The following is a 24,908-nucleotide window of genomic DNA, read 5'->3' as shown; positions in this document are numbered from 1 at the left end:
TAACCTCTCAACGAAAAGTCTATGAACCTTCCTATAAAAACCATTAGTCAACTAGTCATTTGCGGAGCCCTTCTGTTTAGTACGTCTGCTTGTAAAGATTTTCTGGAAGAACCAGACAAGTCTAATTTTACAGTAGATAACTATTTTACGAAACCAGAGCATGCCGAGAGTTCAGTAAATTCTATCTATGCCAGTTTGCGGGATGTGACCGGGGGAGGGTTTAACGGCGCTCCCTGGATGATGCTGGAGTTTGCTACTGGCCTGGCCAATACCGAACTAGGTCAAGCGGTAAACAGTATATTTGTCCGGAATCTGGTAAATAACTCCGATAATACCTATGGGGGCACCTATTGGACCAGCCATTACCGGGGCATTGCCAATGCCAACCTGGCTATTGCCAAAATTCCTGGCATCACCATGGATGAGGCCAAAAAGAACATGCACCTCGGCGAAGCCAGATTTTTACGGGCATATTATTACTTTAACCTAGTGCGTATATTTGGCAAAATTCCGTTAATCACAGAGCCAGTTGAACTGAATTCGCCAACACTTTATCCAACGCCTGCCACGGAGGAGCAAGTGTATACCCAGATTGTAGAAGACCTTACCGTTGCGGAAACTTCCGGCTTGCCCTATACCGATGCAACCGGAAGAGTAACCTTGGGGGCTATAAAGTCCTTGTTAGCCGATGTATACTTAACGATGGCGGGGTATCCTTTACAAAAAGGGGCTGAATATTATCAGAAAGCCGCTGCCAAAGCTGGGGAGGTTATTCAATCGAATCAGTTTAGCTTATTTGCTTCCTATGACGATCTGCATAAGGTAGCCACCAAAAACAGAGGCGAATATATTTTTATGGTGCAATTCTCAGCGACTATTGTCAACTCCAATGGGTTACAGGTATCTATTATTCCGTATAACCAGGGTATTTCTGCCTATTCCGACGAAACCGGGGCCATCTTTGCCAACAAAGAGTTTGTAGAATCGTACGAACCGGGCGACAAGCGGACAGAAGAGAAACAGTTTTATTACAAGACCTACACCCTCAGCAGCGACCGGTCTAAAACCGTAGATTTAGGAGGCTATTACCTCTTTAAGCATTTCGATACAGAAGCTCACCTGTCTACCACCAGCAGCGGACTTAACTGGCCCCTGATCCGATATGCCGAAGTTTTATTGAACTTTGCCGAATCCTCCAATGAAGCTTCCGGACCAACAGCCGAGGCCTATGAAGTCGTAAATAAGATCAGACGGAGGGCTAATCTGCCTGAATTAGCTAATCTGACCCAGCAGCAATTCCGGGAAGCCATCTGGCGGGAACGCTGGCATGAACTGAGCTTCGAAAACAAAACCTGGTACGACATGAAGCGTCTAAGAAAAGCGTTTAATGTAACAACCAGAGGGTTCGATGATTTTGTTGGCCATCAGTTCTCGTATGGACCAGTGTTAAAAGAAAGAGAATTAGTATTCCCTATCCCGACTGCCGAGATCCGGAACAATAAGAATCTGATTCAAAATCCCGGCTATTAAGTCAGTAATCATTCGAGAATAGTCATTTGTCATTCGTATATCACTTAAGGAAGAAATTATCTTAGTATTCTAAGATGATTTCTTCTTTTATTGACGATAACTACGTATTTTGAGAGTTATAATAATCTCTGTTAAACCCCGAATGGTGCATATGCCTGAATAAACCAATGGTGCAGAAGTATTTGCACCTGGCACGTCAGAAGCACCTTTAAATGATTAACCAATGAAGAAAAAAATGTCCGGCCTGATTCAGTTTTGCCTGTTTCTTACAATCATTGCAACAGCAAATCCCGCCCTTTCTCAAAGCAAGTCTAAAAAACCACTTATTGTATTTGTCACCGGTGACCATGAGTATAGCAGTGAAGCCACCATGCCGCTGCTAGCCAAAGAACTGGAACAGAATTATGGAATGCGGGTGAAAGTACTTAAATCTTCTCCCGACCAGAATGCAGAAGAAAATATACCCGGCCTGGAAGCACTGAAAGACGCTGATATGGCGGTGTTTTATCTGCGCTGGCGCCGCTTACCAGCCGACCAGGTAAAATACATCGACGATTATTTAAAATCTGGTAAACCGCTGATGGGCTTCCGGACTTCCACCCATTCATTCAACTACCCCAAAGGGCATCCCCTGGAAAAATGGAATGCGTTTGGAGAGTTTGCCCTGGGCTCGCCTCCCGGCTGGGGCGGTAAAGCCGAACATACCCATTGCGGACACGATTGCAGCACCGACGTAACGGTTATACCGGAAGCTGCCAAACATCCCATTCTAAAAGGTGTCAGTCAAAATTTTCATGTGCGTTCGTGGCTCTATAAAGTGGTACCAGATTATCCGGCTAAAGGAGCTACTTCGTTGCTGATGGGGAAAGCAGTTAATCCAAACAAAGAGGGATTTGCCGATAACCCGGTAGCCTGGACCTGGAAGACACAATGGGGAGCAAAAGTGTTTGCCACTACCATGGGCCATCCGGAAGATTTTAAAGAAGAATCTTTTCAGCGCCTGGTAATTAATGCAATTCACTGGACACTCGATAAACCAGTGCCAGATACCTGGAAAGGCAAAGTTGCCATTAATGTTCCGTACCGGGGCATGTAATCCTGACCAATGACTATTGACTAATGGTATACTTACCTAAACCTTGAAGAAGAATGAATTTTACAACCAATGTCAAAGTTGGAATGGCTTTGTTAGCAGTCGTGCTGACTACCTTATTTGCCTTTCAATTTATTCAGACGAATTCGCCTGCATTAAAAATAAAAAAAGGCTCGCACATCGTACTGATCGGCAATAACCTGGGCTCCAGAATGCTGAACTACGGGCATTTTGAAACAGAAATGCACCTGCGTTACCCCGACAGTTTGCTCTATATCCGCAACATGTGCGATGGCGGCAATACGCCCGGATTCAGGCCACATGCAGGCCGGGTGTCACCCTGGGCATTTCCAGGAGCTGAAAAATTCCAGACAGAACTGGCTAATTATTCCGACAGCCAGGGCCATTTCGAAAGTGAGGACCAGTGGCTTACCCGTCTGAAAGCGGATGTGATTATTGCCTTTTTCGGATACAGTGAATCGTTTGAGGGCAAAGCCGGACTGGAGAATTACAAAGCCGAACTGGATGCCTTCATCAAACATACGTTAAGCCAGAAATACAACGGCCAGTCAGTTCCACAGTTAGCGATTGTTTCGCCTATTGCCTTTGAAGATCTTTCTAAAAAAATGGATCTTCCGGATGGTAAAAAAGAGAACGCGAATCTGGCCATGTATGCAGAGGCCATGAAAGAAGTGGCTGCGAAAAATAAAGTTCTTTACCTGGATGTATACACCCCTACCAAAGATTGGTTTGCCAATACCGATAAACCATTAACTATTGATGGTTTTCAACTGACAGATGCAGGCTATGCTAAGTTTGCACCCCTGCTGGCAGATGGAATTTTTGGGAAAACCGCCCCTAAAGCTGAAGCAAACCGGGAAATGGTACGGGCAGCGGTGCTGGAGAAAAACTGGATGTGGCACAATGACTTTAAAATTCCCAATGGTGTGCACGTGTTTGGCCGCCGCTACAATCCTTTCGGACCAGATAACTATCCGGCAGAACTCACCAAAATCCGGGAGATGACAGCCATCCGGGATGAGGCCATCTGGCAGTCAGTACAAGGGAAGAAGATGGATGTGGCCGCTGCCGATGCGCAAACGTCTAAACTTCCACCGGTAGAAACCAATTATAATCCGGAGAAAAACGGATCTATGCAATACTTGTATGGGCAGGAAGCTTTAAATACCATTAAAGTAGCCCCAGGGTATAAAATAGAAATGTTTGCCTCTGAAAAGGAATTTCCGGATCTGGCTAATCCAGTGCAATTGTCTTTCGACAACAAAGGCCGGCTTTGGGTAGCCACCATGCCGAGTTATCCGCACTATAAACCAGGAGATCAGCGGCCAAACGATAAATTACTGATTTACGAAGATACCAATAACGATGGCAAAGCTGATAAGCAAACTGTATTTGCCGATGGGTTGCACCTGCCTGTAGGTTTTGAACTGGCTCCGGAAGGAGTCTATATTTCACAGGGTACCAACTTGATGTTGTTCACCGATACCAACGGCGATGACAAGGCAGATACTAGGGAAATTTTGTTAAGCGGCTTTGATGACCACGATACCCACCACGCCCATAGTGCGTATGCTGCCGATCCCTCCGGAGCTATTTATATGGGAGAAGGTGTTTTTCTACATACCAATGTGGAAACGCCCTATGGTACCGTACGGGCCACCAATGGGGGTTTTTACCGTTTTAATCCACAGCGCCGCCACCTGGAACGTACTGCACAATTATCTATTCCTAACCCTTGGGGTATTGCTTTTGACGACTGGGGACAGAATTTCTTTGCCGAAACCTCCAGTCCCGATGTACGCTGGATGATGCCAGGTTCGGTAAAGCCCAGGTATGGCGTAGCCACGCATAAATCCAAACAACTCATTGAAGAAAAGCACCGGGTCCGCCCAACGTCAGGTCTGGAGTTTGTGTACAGCCGCCATTTTCCCGACAGCGTACAGGGCGATATGCTGATAAATAATACCATTGGCTTTTTAGGGATGAAACAACATAAAGTGGAAGAAGATGGCACCGGCTATAAGACTTCACACCGCCAGGACCTGATTCAATCAGATGACCGCAACTTCCGCCCGGTAGATATGGAATTTGCCCCGGATGGTTCTCTCTATGTAATCGACTGGCATAATATTCTGATCGGACACATGCAGCACAATGCCCGCGATCCGCTACGCGACCATGTACACGGGCGGATATACCGTGTTACCTATCCTTCCCGCCCCTTGGTTACACCGGCAAAAGTAGCAGGTGCCAGCATTCCCGAGCTGCTAGAAAACCTGAAACTTCCTGAGTTCCGCACCCGCTACCGTACCCGCCGCGAATTACGGGGCCGCAATGCTGCCGAAGTACTGCCGCAGATGAAAACATGGGTAGCCAAACTGGATAAAAATGATCCCAGGTACGAACATCATTTGCTGGAAGCTTTATGGGTAAGCTGGGGATTGAACAAAGTAGACCAAAGCCTGCTGAAACAGTTGCTAAAAGCGAAAGATTATAAAACGCGGGCAGCCGCTGTGCGTGTGGTACGCTATACCGGCCACCAGGTGCCCGACCAGGCCGACCTGCTCATGCAAGCTGCCAGAGACGAACATGGCCGCGTGCGGCTGGAATCCATTGTAGCTGCCTCCTGGTTGCCGAAAGAAAAAGGCTTGCCTATTCTGGCAGAAGCTGCCAAAAAGCCCCTGGACGACTGGATGCTTCCTGCCCATGAAACCGCTGTAGCCCATTTGAATGGCAAGTCGGTGGTAGAAAAAAAGGAGGAGGCCATTGCTACGGATTTGAAAGGCAAAGAACGTGAACTGTTTGTTAAAGGCAAGGCTATTTATGCAAAGGAAGGATTCTGTATGACCTGCCATCAGCCAGATGGTACCGGGCTTTCTGCTTCCGGCTTTCCGCCTATTGCTGGCACCAAATGGGTAACAGGCAATGAAGAACGCCTGATTAAACTTGTACTGAACGGCTTACATGGGCCTATTGAGGTGAAAGGACAAAAATATGCCGGACAGGTACCCATGACACCTTTTGGAGGCATGCTAAAAGACGAAGAAGTTGCCGCCGTATTAACCTTCGTTCGGAATTCTTTTGGAAACAAAGCTCCGGCTATTTCTCCCGAAAAAGTGAAAGCTGTACGTGCAGCAACCAAAGCAAAAACCGGGTTCTACTCACCAGACGAACTGCTGAAACAGCATCCGATGGAGAGTGAATAAATTGACAGACGAACATAATTGACTTAATATACCTTTACCAAGCAAAAAGCATAGGAATTTCCCTATGCTTTTTCTTTTGAAAGATGGTTAGCTTGAATATAGGTAAGCAAGGCCTTCCGGGCGTATCTTGCCAGTTCAAGAACACGCCGGCTTACTCGTATTCTCTGAGAAATATACGGAAAGTACTGCCCTGGTCTGGTTGACTTTCTACCGTGATATAGCCACCATTCCGTTCCACCATATTTTTCACCAGATGTAGCCCTACCCCTGATCCTTCGGCTTGCTGCGAGAACCGGTTAAATGGGAGAAATAACTTATCTTTTACCCGCATCAGATCCATTCCAATTCCATTATCTTTTACTGTTAGCAGTGCAAATTCACCCACTTTTTGGGAAGTAAGGTGTAGCTCAGGCGAACGGTCTTTATGGCGGTATTTAAGGGCATTGCTTATCAGGTTACGAAGGATGCTTTCCAGGTAGGCTTCGTTATGCCGGATAGCAGGCAATGAAGTAAAATCCGGGTGTATGCTACCCTTGCTTGCTTGCAGCATCTCCGAATACTCTTGCATCAGGCGGTCAACTATTTCATGCAGGTCAATGACTTGGGCTATTCGCTTACCCGAGTGCTGTGCCTGGATAATCTCAATCAGACCATTTACCGTTCTGGAAAGTCTTTCAACGGAGCTGCTTATCAAGGGCAATAGCTGCTGTTTTTTCCCTCCATCTCCGTCTTTCAATAATAAATCCAGTAAGGTGTTCAGGTTGGTAATGGGAGCTCGTAAATCGTGGGCAGCAATGTGCACAATGTTATCCAGGGTTTGATTGGTGCGTAGCAGTTCTTCATTTTTGGCTACAATTTCCATTGCCCGCTCTTTAACTTTTTCTTCCAGTAACTGGTTGGCCAGGTGAGAGGCCTCCAGCTGCTTTTGTAGCTCAATATCTACACTGCTGCCAACCCATTGCACAATTTTTCCGTGTGAGTTTCTAATAGGCTTGGCCACCACCAATTGTGTGCTGTACTGGCCGTCAGCCTTCCGTACCCGCTGTTCTACCCGATAGGTATTTCCTGTAGACAAGGCATAGGTCCATGCCTGCAGAATGGGGGCTACATCATCCGGATGCGTAAGGTTTACCCAATTCCAACCTAGTTTGCCATCTTCCAGCTGCATGCCAGTGTAGTGCGAAAACCATTCATTTACCCAGTTGATTTCTCCTTCCGGTGTAGCTGAAAAAATCATATGGGGTAATGATTGAAGAATTAGCTGATACTGCTTGCGGTCTTCTTCGTACTGCCGGTGCCGCGTACGGTCGCCGGTTACTTTGGTAAACCCGATTGACTTTCCTTCTTCATCTACAATCTTGGTGAGCGCTACTTTGGCCCAGAATAAGCTGCCATCTTTCTTACGCCGCCAATCTTCGTTTTTATATATACCTTTCTGACGGGCTTCTTCCAGCTCCTTTTCGGGCTTGCCCTCTTTCTGGTAGTTTTCAGGAAAGAGCATGCGAAAATGCTTTCCTATCACTTCTTCCTCTTTGTAGCCTTTAATGCGTTCAGCTCCTGCATTCCAGGAAGTAACAATGCCTTGTGAATCCATTGAAAAAATGGCATATTCTTCAACCTGGTCAATAAAAGCGGAATACATACTTTCGATAGATCGGTGATTCTGCATAAAAGTGGTGACAATACGAGTTTGCAGCAATGTAATTATTCTGCTAAACCAAACGGCTAGGTTACCGGAAAAGTTACCGCTGTTCTAGTAAACAATCAGAAAAAGCAGACCATGCATTAAGCTAACAGAGGAGGCCTTGAAAGGAAGAATTAGTGGATCACAGGTGAAAGGAAATCTATCCATAGGCGAGACAGGGTAACCTGTGCCATAGAAATAGTTCTACCTGCTACCACTGGCCGTTTCAGTCAGCTTGTACACAAGTGGGATACGTTTGTAGACGGGTTAGTTGTTGCCAGTCTATATACTCTATCTCACAGGCTTTGGCAAGAATGGTAGTGATTCCGGTCTGTTGCACCCAATCATTAATTTTCGTGTTGATTTCAAACGACTCATACCGTTCCCGGGTAAACGTTGCTTTTTCGGGGCAATACATGCCGATGCCGGGGTAAGCGGGTCCATGAGGATTGTGTACTACCAGCAAGTCATATTCTATACTAGCTGAATCCTCTGAGATAATCTGAGGCATTTGAGATCGGATTACTTCTAAACATTTTACGATCAGGTCCAGATTCCAGTTAAGGGTTGAATAAATCTCCGGTTCAATCAGGGTATAGTTTCTCATACGTAAAATCATTTTGGAAAAGGTTAATACACCTTCTGGGAGAATGGTTGCCTATCCTTTAGCACAGCTGGTTGTAACAAATAGGCAAAAAGACAAGCGGGCAACCGGTAAATTTGCGTTTGAGGCAAACATTTTACCTGTAGCAGTAGGCAACTGGAGAAAAGAAAATGTAATTTTATCCATCCGTTGCTTAACAAATTTGTTTTTAGTCAGCCGTTATGAAAGTCAGAATTTTAGGAAACAGTATCCGGTTCCGGTTAAAAAAGCCGGAAGTAAGCCAGTTTGAACAAGTAGGCAAGGTAACCGAAACGGCCGAATTCGGGCCTGAACCGGCAGATCAGCTCCGCTTTTCCCTGGAGACCTATGACGGAGAGACGTTAGCCATTCGGTTTATATCAAATACCACTACCATCTATGTACCTCAGGCGCTTGCCCTGAATTGGACGCAGACAGAAAAAGTAGGATTTGATGGAGAGGTAGATACTGGGAAAGGCCGGACTATACGCATACTAGTCGAGAAAGATTTTATGTGTATAGATGGCAACGAAGAAGATAATGCCGGTGCCTATCCCAATCCGATGACCAAGTGCTAGGCCTGTGGCTTAGTTAATGAGGAGCTTACCTGTAAACTGGCGTTGATCCACCCCAATGGTGTATACGTACAGGCCGGGTTCCAGGGCAGGTAAAGAAAAGGTTTCGCGGTTAGTCAGCAGTTCGGTAGCCAGCACACGTATGCCGTCTGCCCGGTACAAGCGGAAAGATATGGACTGCTCTGTAAACTCTTTGGAAAATACCTGAAGTTTGCCCATAGTTTGAGCCGGGTTAGGAAAAACAATAAAGGGAGGTTCAGTAAGAAAATACGTTTTCTCTGTATCAGAGATAATTTCGTGCCCGTTTGCCAGAAAGATTCTGCTCCGGTAGGTGTTCAAGCCCTGGTCTGGATGATTGTCAATCAAGTTTACCTGGGTACTCTGGGCTTCCATTGATCCAATCTGCTCGAATAGGCCATTTTTCTCCCGTTCAAAAATAATACGTTGTACCCCAAAGGTGGTGCCCAGCTGCGTAATAAGTTTAACACCTTCATTCGCCGTTTCTACATGGAAAGAAAGCAAGAAACACGACGATGCCAGATTAGCTAACGCAAGGCCTTGCGTTTGTATACCCTTGATTCCCTCTCCGATAATTGGCTGAACACTGAAAAGCCCGGCTGGATATATATGCTTGTTTAGTACAACCTGCGTATCTGGCAAAACAAAAAATTGGTTCACTGCATTTTCATCAACTATAGACAGAGCATAGTGGGTATTTTCTTTCACCGCAGGCCATTGGATGAGGAGAGAATCCGCACAGTTGTAGGCAACCGTTAAAGGCAATGGAAAAGAAATAGTAAAGTTGTCGGACGGATAAGTGGTAGTTCCCACCACCATTCTGGCCTGGGCAAGGGATACTACCTGAGGTACTTGCCAGCGGTAGTTTCCTTTTGTTAGATTTACGTCTTCTGCAATGATCTGCCAGGTCTTACCCGCATCGGTGGTGTATTCTAAGCGGCCTATGGTATCGGCTAAAGTACTTTTCCAGGTGAAATAACTATCCGTTTCTCCATTATAAGGCATATTGTCACTACCGGTAGGGGAGGTCCATTCAAAGGTTTGCCGGGTATCCCACTGATAAGCTATAGAAAATTCCTGCGGGCCATTGCTTACATCATAGCCGTTTACGGATAGGGTATAGGTACCTGCTGCCAGAGAATCCACTGAAATTTGTTCCACATTGTTCAGGTGATCAGCAGCCCGGATGGCTGGTTTATGCAGGCTGGCTGAGTCGGCTGTAGTATCCAGAATCCAGGGTAGCCATTGTTTTCCTTTATGATCGGTTACCTGTAAATCCAGATCGTTTACCAAAGCCACGTTGGCATTAGGCGAAGCAGCCAGATCGTTCCATACCAGGGTAATTTTCAGCTGGCATGCATTGGCAGGAATCTGTAAGGTGAATTTTTTCTTTTCCCCCTGATTAACTTTTCCGGTAAAAAAATGCTTGCTTTTCAGGGTAAGCAAGGTCCGGTAGGCATCTACATGGCCATAGCCAGTAACGTGATCGATCCCTGCCTGGCCGGCATCCATGGCACTATTGATGAGCAACGCTTTGAGTAAGGCTGAAGCAGGAAACTTACCTGTTTGTTGCACATAGGCTTGTTGAAGCAAGGCTACCGTGCCAGTAACCAAGGCTGCTGCGTTTGAGGAACCGGCGGTACTATAGGCAACTACTTCCGGTTTAATGCGGCCATCATGAGCCGGGCCGCGCGAAGAAAAGGGCATGGGCCTGCCAACTGTGTCAACGGCTCCTACACTCAAGGTGTTCTTCGACATTTTGAAGTTGCCAGTCAGGTTGGCAAATCCTTTGACACCCTGATAAGGCCCGTTGGAAGAGACAGCAAAGCCTTCGTTTCCGGAGGAAAATACATGAAGCAGGGCAGGGTTACGGTTGGCACTGGCATCGAAAGCTTCTGCCCGTATGCCATAAAAATTTTCAATAGTAGTGCCGTACGAGTGGTTTTGCACCCAGGCGTTAAGCGCTGCATACGATTCATCAGCATCTGGTAGCAAATCGTCGAATGCAGAGGAGGTAATCCGGGCACCGGAGGCTACCCCTTTTCCAGTGATAAATGAGTTGCCGGCACCGGCGGCAATGGTAGCCATTTCGGTAGCATGCCTGCTGACTTCTGTCGCACTGATAGCGGAGGGAATATGGCGGCCTTTCAAATCTATATCATCAGTCTGATAAAGCTGTTCCTGAATAGATATGGTTATTCCTTGCCCGGTAAGGGTAGGAAATGTATGGTGAATGCGGTTTACTCCGTTGGGATGCAGATTCATATCCAGTACTGGGCTTTCTACCCGTGGCGTAGCAGATTCTACACCTACATAGGTTACTTCATTAATTGGAAGGATATTTTTTTTGATTGTTTCCAGCGAAGTGAAAATGGTAAGAACATCGTTTGTTACAGAAGTTATTTTTACCTGGGGCAACGCAGCGATGGTTTTCCTGGCTGAGGGTCCGGTTACTTTAATGGTATACGTAGTTGGTTGATTTGGATTTCCCTTCAGCAGCAGTTCATCCGACAGTTTCCAGAGGTGGTTCACAGGCCATGTTCTGGCAAACACAGAATCAGGTTTTGGCCGCTGGGCTGCCTGGATGATAAATAAAGTCTGGTTCAGTTTTCGTAAAATATGAATACCTTCTCTCTGCAGATTTCCGCTTGTGGTGCCGGGTTTCACCTGCACCAGATATGCTTGTGAAGCAGAAGATTGAATTCTAGCATTATTTTCAGAAATTGGCTTTTCGATGATTTGTTGCAGGATTCCTTCCAGAGTACTATGCTGGGCAAAAGTAAGGGTATAGCTACCAAGAAAGCAAATAAAAATAAGGATGAGGTACCTATAGCTGGCAATCAGTTTTGTAAAGAGTAAACGTACGATCATCGGTTGCGGATTTTAGCCTGTTGGATGGTAAACCAAAGGCCGGTTTATTCCGGCCTTTGGTCAACTAACTTATTAATACAAATACCGGAGGGCTACTTTATCATATGTTCCGAACTCGCCAGTTTCGCTGGAGTTAAAGCAAGCTCTCATCACAGAATAAGGATCATGGCCGGCAGGTGTACCAGGGATGTGAATGGCGCCTACACCGGCTGTACCTTCATTGCCGCCAGAGCCGCAGGATAAAGAACGGTTGAACCAGTCGCTATGGCGTAAGCCCAGGCAGTGGCCGATTTCGTGTGTAATTACATGCTCTACTACATCGGTAGAATAGGCGCTGGTGCCGGAGAATATCTGCACCCATTTGTATGGATTGCCACCTGCCGGGAAACCAGCTTGTCCGCCAGCACTTCCGGTTACTTTATATACCACTATATCGCTGGTAGCAGTGTTGCTGCCAAAGGTAAGGCTGAACCGGAGGCCGAATGTAGAGCCATACAAAGCATTATAATTATCGATGGCATATTTAAGGGCTGTAGTCATCTTGGCATCCAGGGCATTAGTACCATAGTTATAGCCGAGTACCTTGATAATACGGTAAGGAGAGCCACTTACCAGGTTAGCGGTGCGGTACTGCTCATTTACTGCCCCATGTGAATGAATGTCGCTGCCGGTCATGGCTTTTAAGTTTTCGGGGGTAATCACAATGTCGCCTTCCAGTAAGTAGTTTTTCTTGCCAGTTGCTTTTCCGGTTAGGGGGTCGGTTGCCTCAATCATTTTGATGTCGCTTACATCAAAACCCAGTTTGATGAACTGGTCAATTACCTCAGCGGGAATTTTGTCATTGGCTGTTGCATCGGCTTTGGGGGCCACCTGCTGATCTCTGTCTTTTTCAGAGCAGGATACAAAAATGAACATGAAAAGTACCACAACTGCCAGAGCAGCTGAAATTTTGTTAAAGGTGATCATGATGTTAGAGTTTTGACGTGTTGTTTACTTTGTGATCTGTAATTCCAGAAAAGAGGGTATTCAATTGGTTGTTGATTGTTGCCTACTCTATTGAAGCTTTTCGGCAGCCGCTTATTCGAGCTCGGAATATGTTGAATCTACCAGTGCTTCAGCCAGTTTATTGACTGTTCAGGCAACTTGTGTAGGGGAGTATGTATAGCAGTAAAAAGTCAAAGTAAATTTTGTGGCGATACAACCAGGGAAGTAAGTCAGCTTACAGTACCTCTAGCTATTGGCTAGTAAGGAGCGTTGTTTTTTGAGATAGCTTTACTGAGAACTAGTAATTTAATTTATTATCTATCTGAAAGTCAGAATTTTATTGGCTTGTTTGGCTGTTTCTGCAGATTGATTACCAGTATAAGGGAAGGTCAACAGGGAAAATGAAATTAATTTCTAAATTTTTTACTTTTACCCCTACAAGCCATGTTTGCCCATAAAAAAAGCATAGGGTTGCTGCCTATGCTTTTTATCCTTGAATGGGGTAAATGAGCCTACATGTTCCTTTACTTAGTTTAATTCATCTAAAAGCTCCTGGGCTTTGGCCGCATACTCTCTAGCCTCAGGATCTGTATCGGGCGTAGCGGCTACATCTTTCAGATGGATAGTTGCTTCTTCCGGTTTATCTGCTTTCAAGTAACTTAAGCCCAGATACCATTTAGCTGGTATTGCCAGTTCCTGGTATTCCCGCAGGTATTGCTCAAATGTTGAAATAGCCTTATCGTAGCCTTGCACCTCCATATACGCCTGTCCCAGATAAAATAAAGCTGTTTCGCTTTTCTTGGCTGCCAGTACTTGCTTAAACAATTCAATACTTCTAGGGTAATTCTGTTGGTTGTACGCCGTGAAGGCTTCTTTTTCCAAGGCGGTCAGGTCAGTTGATCCTCTAAGCACCGGGTATTCTGCATAGGTCTGGTAGTAGGCCTGGTAAAGAGTATCGGTATCTTTGGACAGGTTAGAAACAATGGCAAAGGTGCAAACGGCTAGTAGGACAATACTGGCGGCCACTAACCACAGATTCCGGCTTTTGTGTAAGGGAACCATTTTACCGGCAGGTTCAGCGGTATAGGTTCTTTCTACCGGTGTCTCAGGCCTACCCAGCCGGCGGTTGTATTCTTCATCGGTTAAATTTCCAGCATGTCCGGAGTTATCTGTTTCATCCAGGTCCATTTCCTGATGAAGGCTTTTTAGTTTTAAAGCCCATTCCTTTCTGCCGGCCGTTTTTAAGCCCCGTACAATGGCTTTTTCTAACGCTACTTCTTTCTGGAATGCTTCATCGGTAGCCATTTTTTCGTTAAAAGTCTGGAGCAACTCGCCGCTAAGTTCACCTAGCAGGTACCTCTCGATCAATTCATTCTTATTTGCGTCGTCAAACATGGGTCGTATTAATTAATGCCAGGTAATGATATTGGATGAAGCGCTAGGGTATAAAACCATTTTCCAGAATTTGATATAACAAAAACTGCAGCCTGCTTTTCTACAACGGTTATTCTATGTGGTATGCGTGTTAAACCAGCCGAGCAAACTATTTTTTAACCGGTCTTTGCACCGGTATTTTTGCTGTTTGGCCACTTGCATACTCCGGTAATTGAACCTGGCTGCCAGTTGTTCCATACTGGCTTTTTCATAGTAAAAGCCAATTAGCAAACTCCGGCAGGGCTCTCCCAGGGCGGCAATAGCTTGTAAAATCTGGTCTCCGTCTGGCAGGGGTATCTCGTCTGCCTCTTCTTGGGGCATATCGCCCAGCTGGATATGCTCATGAATATCCACGAACCGGTGTTTTCCCTTCAGAATATATAGCCATTTGTTCCGGCAGATGGAATAGATAAAGGTGCCTATTTTACAGGTAAGCACAAATTTCTCATTCCAGACTTTCTCCAGAAAATCCAGTATGCTTTCCTGATACAAATCTTGTGCTTCAGCAGAGCTTCCATTATTGGTTTTTACCATTTGCAGGATCATAGGCCAGTAGGTCTGATACAAATGACTTACCGCCTGCTCATTATGATCTTTTAACGCTGCTAAAAGCTCATCTTCCGTCAGGAATTTTTTAGTCGCTTTGGAAAGCGGTGGTTTGTTAATCATGCGGAATGTGGTTTCCATGCCCAAGTGCAGGTATTTCCTGCTGTCATCCATCAATATATGACCAAAAGCCTTAAATGTCAACTGGCTAGCGGAGCAAATAATATTATTGAGTATGGACGAATGAATAATGACTACCCTGTTGTAATCAGTAGTCATTCACCATTCTTCATTGTAAAGCTTTTCGGGGAGTGCGGTATTTGACGTAGACCCATAGGGCCACGGCCAGCATACCAGCTATCAGGCTGCTGAGCAGCCACCAGGGATAAGAGGTATCTTTGTATAGTGCTGTGTGATCGCCAATGAATATAAAATTAGCCCAGTATACTGGTGAACGCCTGCTGGCATGTGTCTGCCCGTTGATATAATCCAGTTTGGCCAGGCATAAGGCTTCATCTTTAGGTTTACCTTCTTTCAAGTACTGGTGCATTCGTACACTAATATCGGCGGTGGTTTTGTCTTCAGCTTTCCATAACGTAGTAACGATGCTGGGGCAACCGGCGTAGGCAAATGCCCTAGCCAGGCTCATGACACCTTCGCCCTGGATCAACTTTCCAGAGTTTGTTTCGCAGGCACTAAGTACAATGAGTTTAAGCTTATTCAGATGCAGGTTGTATAATTCCTGTGCATACAGCCGGTAGCTGGACAAAGAATCGGTATGCGGATAAAAGGCAATAAATGAATGGAGGGGGTCCTGGTTGTCGGCTTTGGCATGGGTTGCCAGGTGAATAATATCATACTTGGCTGCTTGCCGCAGAAATTCTTCTTTGGTAGCCGCTTTTTCCAGATACACCTGCCCACCCACTTGCTGTACTTCCTTACGCGAGGCATACAGCGGATCTAACACATCGCCCCGCAGCAAACTTTGCCCATACGTATTTTCCATTACAAAAGGTGCCATAGACAAAATAGAAAGCTCTGCCGGAGGAGAAGCTTGTTGAGAAGCATTCTGTAACAGTTTACCGGAATACGCATAGCTGATAGAATAGTCATGAATGAGATACTGGCTAGCTTTTTCATCCATGGCTAATGCTTCAAAAGGTAGGTAGGAAAGTTCTTTGTCGGGTATAAGAATTAGCCGTTCGTTTCCGGCTACTAATTCTTTGATGGGCAGAAATACCTGGGTAAATAAACGGTGGGCCGGGGCATCGCCTTTATAGCGGGAACCTGCCTTTGCCTCATACAAATTCTGGTACAGTGCCTGCCAGTCTTGCTTAAAAGTGGTGGCTAAAGGAATTTGTTTTACATGAAAATTTTCCTGGGTAACTACAAAAACGTATACGTGTTGTTTGCCCACAAAGTACTCAACTAAGGCTGTTTCACTGTCCAGCATAGTTTGCAGCTGGCTTATATGTACCGAGCTGGTGTCGTATTTCAGTTGATAGTATTGTTTGTTGCTCTCAAATTCTTTAAGGGTTTTGGCCAGTTCAATCTCATTGTCCCGCAAACGGTTACGGTACTGTTCTTTACTTGCACTGTCGGTTGTTTCTACCATCCGGATGTTTAATGCACTAATATTGAGCTTCAGTTCTTTTTCTTTGCGGAGCAATGCTTCCGGTATACCTGGCACTTGTTTAATCTCCAGTTCGCGTAAACTCTCGGCCAGTACAGCAGCTTTGCTTTGTTCAGCCAAGGCGAAAGCCGACTCCAGGTAGGATTTTTTTCCGGTTTGCGTATAAAGCTGATAGGCTGTGCTGACGGCCTCTTCATACACAGGTGCTACCGTATTAGTAAAAAACAGCTTGGCTTCATCCGAGTCATAACTTTTGCGGATGCGGTTAGCCAGCTCAAAGGCTAATTGATAGGTTTGCAGGGAAGCATCCAGGTTAGTTATTTTCTTAGTTTCTGTAAAATATTGCCGGAATGCATGGGCCTTCTGCTGAAGAGTTTTAAACAATAGCAGGGGAGAAGCGGCATGGCTTACATCTGTTGGATTCTGATAAATATCTGCAGAGTTAAAATCAAAATGCAGCGATTGAATGGCTAGCTGATACTGGGCTAGAGCTTCAGGGTATTTTTTCTGCAATTCATACGCTTTTGCTTTACCCATATAGGCAAGTGCCAGCCTGTCAATTTTTTTGCCAAAGTTAGCTAAACTAAGCTGCCTGGCTTTTTCAAAAGCAGTTATTGCTTCTTTAGCATGTTGAGTTAGTGTAAATACGGTACCCATGCTATTATGATAATTGATGGTAGCACTGGGAGATACAGCAGCCAGATTAATTTTATCCAGATATAGTTTAGCGCTATCTGGTTTTTCCAGGTATAGATATAAAGAAGCTATATGCTGAAAAAGGTCATTTACCTGAATATTATACTTGATCAGATTTTTTAATGTATGGATGGCTTCCGGATGCCTGCCTAATTTATTTAATGAACTAGCAATATTATTGGTATACCTCACATACCGTACGGTACTATCGGGATCTGGTTGATCGGAAGCTTGTAAAGGTTGATTTAAGATGGAGAGTGCTTTCTCAAAGTAATTAATAGACTGAACATAATTTCCAACTAGATGGTATAAACTTCCCATATCACTGTAGAAACGCATTTTATGGTCGCGGGGTAGTTGAGGGTAGCGGACTAGAAGGGTTTCTGCTTTTTTGTAATATCCATACGCAGAATCATAGTGATTTAGTATGTTAAAGCAGGTTCCAATTAGCACATATGTCTCAAAAAAAAGTGAATCGGTGCCTGGGTTTAGTTGCTGATTGTACTCAATAGATTCTTTATAGGCACTGATAGCCTCTGTAAATTGTTGAGTTGTCTGGTAAATGACGCCCATGAGATAACAGGCATCCGCTAACTTTGGAGAAATCAGTTGGTTTTCCAGGTACACTTTTCTGGCTTCAGAAAATTTAACTAGAGCTAAACTATCCTGATAATTATCATATAATTGTTCGCCTTCTATATATAATTTATCCGCTTGAGCGGAAGAACTGCCTTTCGCTTGAGAAAAAGCTTGTGAAGATACCAGACATAATGTAATGAGGACTAAACCTATTTTTTTTACCTGTACCATATGATGGAACGTTTAGCTGGTTTGGAGAGCGTAAATCTGAATAGTAAATATTCAATGAGGGAAGAATCCCTGCGAAGGAGGATTATGTTTGCTGCAATAATGAACCATGATGAGATGAAAACAGGTAGCATTAGCCGGAGATAAACTTGAGCTTATCTCCGGCTACAACTAGTTTAGGTGGTAATAATAATCTCTGGTGGACGGCTGGACGTCGTCTTTCCACTCACATTAGCCCACAGCATGGTAGATAAAGTTAAAACCAGGGCACCAAGAGCTGTCCAGGGAGAATCAGCCCAGCTAGACAGGGACATTCCCAAAAGCAGGGGTAAAGCAGCTGTATTCCGGCGAATAAAAAATTGCTGAAATTTCAGCCGTTTCAGTAAATCTTCCGGAATCTGATCTGTAGTGTCGAAAAAATGAACATGGACAGATGTTTTTTGCAGCGTATTCTTATTGGAGTCACCCAGGTCTAGTTGGTAATATACACTGAATTCTTTGCAGGAGCCATTCTCAGGTAGGCCGTTTCCGCGCCGGAAGCCCAAACCACCGTTTTTTACCGTTTCGCCTATATTAATCTCTCCAGTTTGTGGGTCAATAAGGAGCCCGGTTAAGTCGCCAGTGGGTTTTTGATTATCAGGAATAAAGCCGAATCGGCCGGAAGGGATTTTCCTGGAAGGCACTTCCTCACTATTGGTTCTGTCTCCATAAAACAAGGGACGGCAAATATATTCCTGCGGATTGGAAAGGGAAAAAATACCTCCTTCATACGCAATACCCCCAATAACCAGATGTGTGCGGGCAACACAATTTTTGCCATGGGGGGCAAATTCGACTGTATACCGCACACCACTATTACTGGCATTAATATTTATTTCACCCGTGTGCTGATTAATATCTAACCCCAACGGATAGGCTGAAAAACAACCTCTTACTTTAATATGCGGAATACGTAGCCTGGGCCTGATTACTGGGCTAATTAAATACGGCTCTTTGCCATTTGCATAAAAAACGGATTCTCCACTGACATTGCGGAATTCACTGGTGTACTCAATTTTATATCCCACACATAAGGGACCTTCCTCAATAATGGGGTCTTTGCCTGGCGTATGATGGTCATGAGTAGTAGTAGGAGTAGCAACTGTAGTATTCATAAAAAGGTATTTAGGTGGTTTGTTACTGATATATACTAACAGAAAGAATGCGCAAAAACAATCTGGTGGTGTCTGCGAAAAGTATCCGGTACAGTTCGCATGTAACCTACGTTAACTGTATAAAGGTAAGCGGTTTATACACGTAAATCAATACTGAATTTCTTGTAATTACTAGAAAATTTACAAATTAGCTTTCTTACCATCCGTTACATACGTTTACTATAGCAGATTTTCCTTTTGCCCAGGCTTTTTATCTGCATACATAGGTGAAGTTTCCAAAGGTCAACAGGTATGAGAGATTATTTTATTTTAAAAATTTTAGGATTTTCCCTGGTTGACTTTTCCCTTTTTTTGGAATCTACTCCTGAAAAAGGGTAAACAATAACCTGTTTCTATTCCCTTTTACTATGGCTAGGCAAATTCCTTAACACCAATCACCTTAACAAATAGGTGAAACCTGCCATTTCTTAGATACCTGTAATTCAACTATATACCGTGCACGAAATGGAATTTATGGTATGTTCAACTTTTCTTTTAAACAAACGAATCATGAAAAATCAAAAATTAAAACTCGATGAGCTGAAAGTTCAAAGTTTTGTCACTGACTTTGCGAAAACACAAGATCAAACCCAGGAAGTACACGGGGGAGCAACGAATGCGGTGTATTGTCTTAAAAATACAGTCGTCTGCTATTACGAAATCCCTGACGTTATTATCAAAACACAGTCCTGGGCCGGTTGTCCAACCGATAACTTCGATTTTACCAGTGTGCAGGACTTTGGAGTTCATTATTAAGGAGCACTAACAGGCAAGGTGTATTACTGTTCGCCTACCAAGTTGGAGGGTAGTACACCTGGCTAATTTTCCTTAATTCTTTAAGGGGAACGAACATACAAAATAGCTAACAGCCATGAAAAATCAAAAATTAACATTAGAGGAGCTCAACGTACAGAGCTTTGTTACTGACTTTGCCAGAGAGCAGAATCAGACAGCCGAAATAAATGGTGGGTTATATCTTTATGGGGGACCAACCCCAGACATAAACCCTATACTGGTCAATCCGGATATTTTTGCAAAAACGCAATGCGTATGTACCCATCATTGCGGAGCCCTAGATACTATTTATCAGCCACCTATCGTATACTGATCTCCTAGCGGTAAGTAGTAATCCCAGTCTCACAAACCCCTCCCTATTTTCCAGACTGGTAACCAGCTGGTGTTGCCTGCATGTTCAGGTAATGCCAGCTTCCTCTATCTGTATTTTATATCTTTGTTGCCCATATACAGCCATGAAACACAAAAAATTAAAACTTGCTGAACTCAATATACAGAGTTTTGTCACCTCTTTCGAGGAAAAAGGAGATACAACCATTCATGGAGGATTACTTCCGGCTTCCTATATTGATGGGTGCCGTTCAGCCCTGATTGCCTGTTATCCCATCCAGACACTTGCCTTATGTCCCATCCGGACATTGAATAATTGCGGATCATTCCTGGATGCCTGTCCGTCGGCTATCAGTTGCCCTTTTGACTTTGACGGGTTAACTATCCAGTAAACTGTTAATCTGCTTCCAGCGGCACTATTTTTTCTTGCACCCTGTAAAACCACCAAGAGTTACTTAGCTAATGAAACGCTTCCCATTTTACCAGCAGCTGGATGCTATGGATTGCGGGCCCACCTGTTTGCGGATGGTGGCCAACTATTATGGCAAAACTTACTCGCTGCAAACACTGCGGCAAAAAAGCTATATTACCAGAGAAGGTGTATCGCTACTGGGGCTTAGTGACGCTGCCGAAGCAATCGGCTTCCGGACACTAATGGCCAAAATACCCTTTGAGAAGCTGAAACAGGAAGCACCCCTTCCTTTTATTGCTCACTGGCGCCAGCGGCATTTTGTCGTAGTATATGGGTTTGCTAACAACGAAGTACAGGTAGCCGATCCGGGCCACGGACTGATCCGCTATAGCCGCCAGGAATTTCTGGAAGGATGGTTGCATGGGCAGTCTAAAGATACACAAGCAGGCATTGTTCTGCTGCTGGAAACAACGCCTGCTTTTTATTCCACAGACGATGAAGAGGCTAGCCGGCCCCAAAGCTTTACCTTTATAGTAGGCTATTTGAAGCCTTACCGTCGGTTTATGGTTCAGCTTTTTATGGGCATGCTGGCTGGTAGTTTCCTGCAACTGCTTTTTCCACTGCTAACCCAGTCCATCGTAGATGTTGGCATCCATCAGCAGAATATCTCTTTTGTAAACCTGATTCTGGCAGGCCAGTTACTACTTTTTTTTAGCCGTACAGCCGTGGAAATGATCCGGAGCTGGATTCTGCTGCATATAGGCACGCGGATTAATATTTCCATCTTATCTGATTTTTTAATCAAGCTGATGAAGTTGCCGCTGGGCTTTTTCGATACCAAAATGACCGGCGACCTGCTGCAGCGGATTGGCGACCACAGACGCATCGAAACCTTCCTTACTTCCTCCACGCTGACTGTAGTGTTCTCTCTGGTAAACTTGCTCATTTTCGGATTAGTACTGGTGTATTATGATCTGTCTATCTTTGGTGTATTCCTGTTGGGAAGTCTCCTGTATGCGGCCTGGATTCTGCTGTTTATGAAAAGGCGCCGGGCACTGGACTTTAAGATTTTCGACCAGATGGCAGCCAACCAGAGCAATCTGATTCAACTGATTACCGGCATGCAGGAAATAAAGCTTCAAAATTGCGAACGGCAGAAACGCTGGGAATGGGAACGGATACAGGCTAAATTGTTCAAGGTGAATATCCGTACGCTGACCCTTAACCAGTATCAGCAAAGCGGCTCGGTTTTTATTAATGAAGCCAAAAATATTTTTATTACCTACATGGCGGCCAAAGGCGTTATGGAAGGAGAAATTACTCTGGGCATGATGCTGGCCGTACAATCAATTATTGGCCAGTTAAATGCACCCATCAACGAAATGATCGGATTTATCCGCAACTTTCAGGATGCCCGCATCAGCCTGGAACGCCTGGGCGAAATACATCAGAAAAAGAATGAAGAAGCCAGTAACGAACAAAAAGTAATTCTATTTCCGGAAGATGGGTCACTGGCCTTAAAAAATGTGAGTTTCCGATATGAAGGCGCCCATACGGGCAGTGTACTGCATGCCATTTCATTAACGATTCCACAAGGCAAAGTTACCGCTATTGTTGGAGCCAGTGGAAGCGGAAAAACTACCCTCCTGAAGCTTTTGTTGAAATTTTACGAGCCTACTCAAGGGGAGATCCGCCTGGGAGGAATGGGCTTCTCTCATTTCAGCAACCGCCACTGGCGGGAACGCTGCGGAGCGGTTATGCAGGATGGCTATATTTTCTCCGATACCATTGCCCGCAATATAGCTGTTGGCGATGAATACATAGACCGGGAACGGCTAGTATATGCAGTGAAAGTAGCTAATATGCAGGAGTATATTGAATCTCTGGCCTTGAATTATACTACTAAGATTGGGCAGGAAGGACTAGCACTGAGCCAGGGACAAAGGCAGCGCATCCTCATTGCCAGGGCCGTTTACAAAAATCCGGATTACCTGTTTTTCGATGAAGCTACCAATGCCCTGGATGCCAACAATGAACGCCGGATTATGGAAAACCTGAAAGGATTTCTGGAAGGAAAAACCGTGGTAGTGGTGGCTCACCGCCTGAGTACCGTCGTACATGCCGACCAGATTATTGTGTTGGATAAAGGACAGATTATTGAACAGGGCACCCATTCAGAACTGGCCTCGCAACGGGGGGCTTACTTTCAACTGGTAAAAAACCAACTCGAGTTAGGCACCTAAAGGCTAGGTACAACTTTATCAATACTTATTATCTATTACCCATATTTATTAACTCATGAACTCATCCTTGCGACAGTTGCTATTGAAAGAAGCCATCCGGATTGGTGACGATTTGCTCTCCAAAGCAGAGATAGAGCCACCAGGGATCCTCTGGCGAAGTGTGGAGGTGCAAGGAGAAGAGATGAACTGGAATAAATCGGAAAACATTTATCAGGGAGTTTGCGGCTTGGTGCTGTTCTTCATTCAGCTGTATAAACAAACCGCTGAAGAAAGATACCTGCAGGCTGTACTAGAAGGTATGCAATGGGCAGAAAGGTATAGTACGGCCAGTGCAGGGGGAACTAATGCGTTTCTTACCGGGCGTATGTCCGTTCCCTTTACCTACCTTCAGGTGTATGAGCTAACTGGCCAAAAGCTATATCTACAAAAGGCCTTAGAACTTACCAGGAAGTGGCTACAAGATCCACCGCCGGCTTTGAAAGAGTACATTAATGGCACAGCCGGCACATTGCTTTGCCTCGTACATCTGCATGCTGCTTCAGGAGAGAAGTGGTTGCTGGAACACATTAACCAATATGCCGGACTTTTACTGGACCATTGCTACCTGGGTAAGCAAGGCCTGTATTGGGACCGTTCTCCAGTTAATATTCATGGCTTATGTGGCCTCTCACATGGCGCTTCTGGAGTAGGGTTCGTATGGTTGGAGCTGGGAAATTATTTTACAAATCCTGCATTTTACTGGCTGGCCGAACAGGCTTTTGCCTATGAGTCGCAGTATTATCACACACAACTGCATAACTGGTGTGATCTGCGGAAGATTTTATCTTTTGCCCAGGAAGAGCCAGCCATGCGCAAAGCCTATGAAAAAGGAGAGAGAAGCTATTTCACACAAGGAGCCAGTATGAACGCCTGGTGCCATGGGGCGGCCGGCATAGGGCTTGTCCGGTTACGGGCCTATGAGGTATTGGGGAAATACTTGTATCTGGAAGAGGCCAGACTTGCTCTGGAACATACCAGGCTAACAGATATACAGGCACATCAGCTGTGTTCTCCTACGCTTTGTCATGGCAGTGCCGGAAATGCAGAACTTTTTCTGAAGGCCTATGAAGTAACGTATGAGCCTGCATATCTGGAGATGGCCTTGAAAATAGCAGAGCAGATATTGCAATGGAAGAAAGACAAAGGCATGTATTGTTCAGGAACCAGATATGCCGGGGAAGATACCAGTTTGTTTTTGGGTAATGCAGGAATAGGCTATTTCTTTTTACGGCTGCTGGAACCACAAAACGTCCCTTCCATTTTGCTGCCATCACTTCCTGTGCATACATACACCCATAAATCAGGCTATGCTACACTTTCTATGTCGGTAGGCGATATCCAGGAAAGAATACTTAACAAACATTTCCCGCGGACCTTATTTCTGCTAACAAATTTTTGCCCAGCGGAGAAAGAAGTGTACTTCAAGCAACAGTCAGCTATTTCTTCAACGCCGGTTGTGTTACATTTCACGGAATGGATAAACACCCAAATAACCCAGTTGCTTCCAGTTGAGCAGAATATTTTGCGTGAAGTATGGCAGTTGGAAGAAAAGAAACTAGAGAGGAATACTAACATTTCCAGTGATGTGCTGTGGTATTACAAAAGCCAGCTAAAAGCTCAAAGAGCTATCCTTCTAGAAGCTTTACCAGATGCAGCATTGGCGAATACCAGACTGATGCTGGACCCGGATATGCAGCTAACGTCAGTAAAGTTACCAGGTAGTTGGCAACACCCCGCTACCTGGCTCAAGGATGACGCTTATGAAGCAACTACACAGTATCTGTTGCTGATGCCTTCTCTGGATTTTACCAGAGAGCAAGCCTTGTCTGATTTTACTTATACCGTATTGGCTGCCTTTATAGAGGAAATAAAAGTATCTCAGGGAATTGAGCTTGTTTTGATGCACCTGGATGGCTTAGCGGATAAGCAGATACCGGAAGTATGGCAACTGATTCTATCGCAGATCCGCCATGCAATCCGTTCCGGAATTTTGCTTGAGCCAGACCGGCATCCGCTCCCTGTAATTTCCAGGTCAGCACTGGCAATCACCTAATGGCAAATTGGAGTGTGAACACGAAAAAACCACAGTTGTTGTACAAGACTTTTACAAACCATCAGCCAATAAGTATCCCTGATTGAAGCACTCACGAATGAGTATCAGAACTGAGTGGCTACC

17 protein-coding genes are annotated in these 24,908 nt (G+C 44.9%); 9 read left to right on the top strand and 8 right to left on the bottom strand.

All coding sequences use genetic code 11. The features are described 5' to 3' along the window. Nucleotides 1-21: 21 nt before the first annotated feature. The 3 genes from Q0590_RS10795 to Q0590_RS10785 all read left to right on the top strand — a co-directional run bounded on the left by Q0590_RS10795 (nt 22) and on the right by Q0590_RS10785 (nt 5,850). A complete protein-coding gene (locus Q0590_RS10795; RefSeq protein ID WP_302037546.1) occupies nt 22-1,530 on the top strand; it encodes a RagB/SusD family nutrient uptake outer membrane protein in 1,509 nt (502 codons plus the stop codon). A gap of 223 nt (nt 1,531-1,753) precedes the next feature. Then, on the top strand, nt 1,754-2,626 hold the full coding sequence (locus tag Q0590_RS10790; RefSeq protein ID WP_302037545.1) for a ThuA domain-containing protein: 873 nt from the start codon (nt 1,754-1,756) through the stop codon (nt 2,624-2,626). A 53-nt stretch (nt 2,627-2,679) separates the two neighbouring features. Continuing rightward, on the top strand, nt 2,680-5,850 hold the full coding sequence (locus tag Q0590_RS10785) for a PVC-type heme-binding CxxCH protein (RefSeq protein ID WP_302037544.1): 3,171 nt from the start codon (nt 2,680-2,682) through the stop codon (nt 5,848-5,850). Nucleotides 5,851-6,001: 151 nt separating this feature from the next. Here the strand turns inward: Q0590_RS10785 and Q0590_RS10780 are convergent, their stop codons facing one another. Continuing rightward, nucleotides 6,002-7,519, bottom strand: coding sequence for a sensor histidine kinase (locus tag Q0590_RS10780; protein WP_302037543.1), 1,518 nt, complete (start codon nt 7,517-7,519; stop codon nt 6,002-6,004). A gap of 241 nt (nt 7,520-7,760) precedes the next feature. Then, nucleotides 7,761-8,153 carry a hypothetical protein gene (locus Q0590_RS10775; RefSeq protein ID WP_302037542.1) on the bottom strand — a complete coding sequence of 131 codons (393 nt, stop codon included), beginning with the start codon at nt 8,151-8,153 and terminating at the stop codon, nt 7,761-7,763. Nucleotides 8,154-8,359: 206 nt separating this feature from the next. Between Q0590_RS10775 and Q0590_RS10770 the strand changes: the two genes are divergently transcribed. Beyond that, a complete protein-coding gene (locus tag Q0590_RS10770; protein WP_302037541.1) occupies nt 8,360-8,734 on the top strand; it encodes a DUF7009 family protein in 375 nt (124 codons plus the stop codon). A gap of 9 nt (nt 8,735-8,743) precedes the next feature. Here Q0590_RS10770 and Q0590_RS10765 read toward each other — a convergent pair whose 3' ends face one another. The 6 genes from Q0590_RS10765 to Q0590_RS10740 all read right to left on the bottom strand — a co-directional run bounded on the left by Q0590_RS10765 (nt 8,744) and on the right by Q0590_RS10740 (nt 18,874). Beyond that, nucleotides 8,744-11,620, bottom strand: a complete 2,877-nt coding sequence (locus Q0590_RS10765; protein WP_302037540.1) for a S8 family serine peptidase — start codon at nt 11,618-11,620, stop codon at nt 8,744-8,746. Nucleotides 11,621-11,692: 72 nt separating this feature from the next. Beyond that, nucleotides 11,693-12,586, bottom strand: a complete 894-nt coding sequence (locus Q0590_RS10760) for a M57 family metalloprotease (protein ID WP_302037539.1) — start codon at nt 12,584-12,586, stop codon at nt 11,693-11,695. A 546-nt stretch (nt 12,587-13,132) separates the two neighbouring features. Continuing rightward, nucleotides 13,133-13,999, bottom strand: coding sequence for a tetratricopeptide repeat protein (locus Q0590_RS10755; protein ID WP_302037538.1), 867 nt, complete (start codon nt 13,997-13,999; stop codon nt 13,133-13,135). 114 nt (nt 14,000-14,113) lie between these two features. Beyond that, nucleotides 14,114-14,863, bottom strand: a complete 750-nt coding sequence (locus tag Q0590_RS10750; RefSeq protein WP_302037537.1) for an RNA polymerase sigma factor — start codon at nt 14,861-14,863, stop codon at nt 14,114-14,116. 10 nt (nt 14,864-14,873) lie between these two features. Then, the gene (locus Q0590_RS10745) at nt 14,874-17,723 is read right to left on the bottom strand and encodes a CHAT domain-containing protein (RefSeq protein WP_302037536.1); all 2,850 of its coding nucleotides are present in this window, start codon (nt 17,721-17,723) and stop codon (nt 14,874-14,876) included. Between the two features lie 173 nt (nt 17,724-17,896). Then, entirely contained in the window at nt 17,897-18,874 is a 978-nt protein-coding gene (locus tag Q0590_RS10740) for a hypothetical protein (protein WP_302037535.1), read from the bottom strand. Between the two features lie 549 nt (nt 18,875-19,423). On the opposite strand from Q0590_RS10740, the gene Q0590_RS10735 reads away from it, so the two are divergent. From Q0590_RS10735 to Q0590_RS10715, 5 genes are all read left to right on the top strand, one after another. Beyond that, complete coding sequence (locus Q0590_RS10735; RefSeq protein WP_302037534.1) at nt 19,424-19,669, top strand: pinensin family lanthipeptide; 246 nt, start codon at nt 19,424-19,426, stop codon at nt 19,667-19,669. Nucleotides 19,670-19,784: 115 nt separating this feature from the next. Further along, the gene (locus tag Q0590_RS10730; RefSeq protein ID WP_302037533.1) at nt 19,785-20,021 is read left to right on the top strand and encodes a pinensin family lanthipeptide; all 237 of its coding nucleotides are present in this window, start codon (nt 19,785-19,787) and stop codon (nt 20,019-20,021) included. Between the two features lie 142 nt (nt 20,022-20,163). Beyond that, nucleotides 20,164-20,430, top strand: a complete 267-nt coding sequence (locus tag Q0590_RS10725) for a pinensin family lanthipeptide (protein WP_302037532.1) — start codon at nt 20,164-20,166, stop codon at nt 20,428-20,430. Nucleotides 20,431-20,500: 70 nt separating this feature from the next. Further along, nucleotides 20,501-22,693, top strand: coding sequence for a peptidase domain-containing ABC transporter (locus Q0590_RS10720; protein WP_302037531.1), 2,193 nt, complete (start codon nt 20,501-20,503; stop codon nt 22,691-22,693). Nucleotides 22,694-22,748: 55 nt separating this feature from the next. Continuing rightward, nucleotides 22,749-24,785, top strand: coding sequence for a lanthionine synthetase LanC family protein (locus Q0590_RS10715; protein WP_302037530.1), 2,037 nt, complete (start codon nt 22,749-22,751; stop codon nt 24,783-24,785). Nucleotides 24,786-24,908 lie beyond the last annotated feature (123 nt).

Source organism: Rhodocytophaga aerolata, assembly GCF_030503435.1.
In the GTDB taxonomy this organism is placed as follows: Bacteria; Bacteroidota; Bacteroidia; order Cytophagales; family 172606-1; genus Rhodocytophaga; species Rhodocytophaga aerolata.
This window is presented reverse-complemented; position numbering and strand designations above follow the sequence as displayed.

What these genes read in the sequence shown, in the direction of transcription:
- Q0590_RS10790 (WP_302037545.1), top strand. Translation starts at nt 1,754, where the DNA reads ATGAAGAAAAAAATGTCCGGCCTGATTCAGTTTTGCCTGTTTCTTACA.
- Q0590_RS10755 (WP_302037538.1), bottom strand. Translation starts at nt 13,999, where the DNA reads ATGTTTGACGACGCAAATAAGAATGAATTGATCGAGAGGTACCTGCTA.
- Q0590_RS10740 (WP_302037535.1), bottom strand. Translation starts at nt 18,874, where the DNA reads ATGAATACTACAGTTGCTACTCCTACTACTACTCATGACCATCATACG.
- Q0590_RS10720 (WP_302037531.1), top strand. Translation starts at nt 20,501, where the DNA reads ATGAAACGCTTCCCATTTTACCAGCAGCTGGATGCTATGGATTGCGGG.
- Q0590_RS10780 (WP_302037543.1), bottom strand. Translation starts at nt 7,519, where the DNA reads ATGCAGAATCACCGATCTATCGAAAGTATGTATTCCGCTTTTATTGAC.
- Q0590_RS10765 (WP_302037540.1), bottom strand. Translation starts at nt 11,620, where the DNA reads ATGATCGTACGTTTACTCTTTACAAAACTGATTGCCAGCTATAGGTAC.
- Q0590_RS10795 (WP_302037546.1), top strand. Translation starts at nt 22, where the DNA reads ATGAACCTTCCTATAAAAACCATTAGTCAACTAGTCATTTGCGGAGCC.
- Q0590_RS10775 (WP_302037542.1), bottom strand. Translation starts at nt 8,153, where the DNA reads ATGATTTTACGTATGAGAAACTATACCCTGATTGAACCGGAGATTTAT.
- Q0590_RS10730 (WP_302037533.1), top strand. Translation starts at nt 19,785, where the DNA reads ATGAAAAATCAAAAATTAACATTAGAGGAGCTCAACGTACAGAGCTTT.
- Q0590_RS10760 (WP_302037539.1), bottom strand. Translation starts at nt 12,586, where the DNA reads ATGATCACCTTTAACAAAATTTCAGCTGCTCTGGCAGTTGTGGTACTT.
- Q0590_RS10745 (WP_302037536.1), bottom strand. Translation starts at nt 17,723, where the DNA reads ATGGTACAGGTAAAAAAAATAGGTTTAGTCCTCATTACATTATGTCTG.
- Q0590_RS10725 (WP_302037532.1), top strand. Translation starts at nt 20,164, where the DNA reads ATGAAACACAAAAAATTAAAACTTGCTGAACTCAATATACAGAGTTTT.
- Q0590_RS10770 (WP_302037541.1), top strand. Translation starts at nt 8,360, where the DNA reads ATGAAAGTCAGAATTTTAGGAAACAGTATCCGGTTCCGGTTAAAAAAG.
- Q0590_RS10785 (WP_302037544.1), top strand. Translation starts at nt 2,680, where the DNA reads ATGAATTTTACAACCAATGTCAAAGTTGGAATGGCTTTGTTAGCAGTC.
- Q0590_RS10715 (WP_302037530.1), top strand. Translation starts at nt 22,749, where the DNA reads ATGAACTCATCCTTGCGACAGTTGCTATTGAAAGAAGCCATCCGGATT.
- Q0590_RS10750 (WP_302037537.1), bottom strand. Translation starts at nt 14,863, where the DNA reads ATGACTACTGATTACAACAGGGTAGTCATTATTCATTCGTCCATACTC.
- Q0590_RS10735 (WP_302037534.1), top strand. Translation starts at nt 19,424, where the DNA reads ATGAAAAATCAAAAATTAAAACTCGATGAGCTGAAAGTTCAAAGTTTT.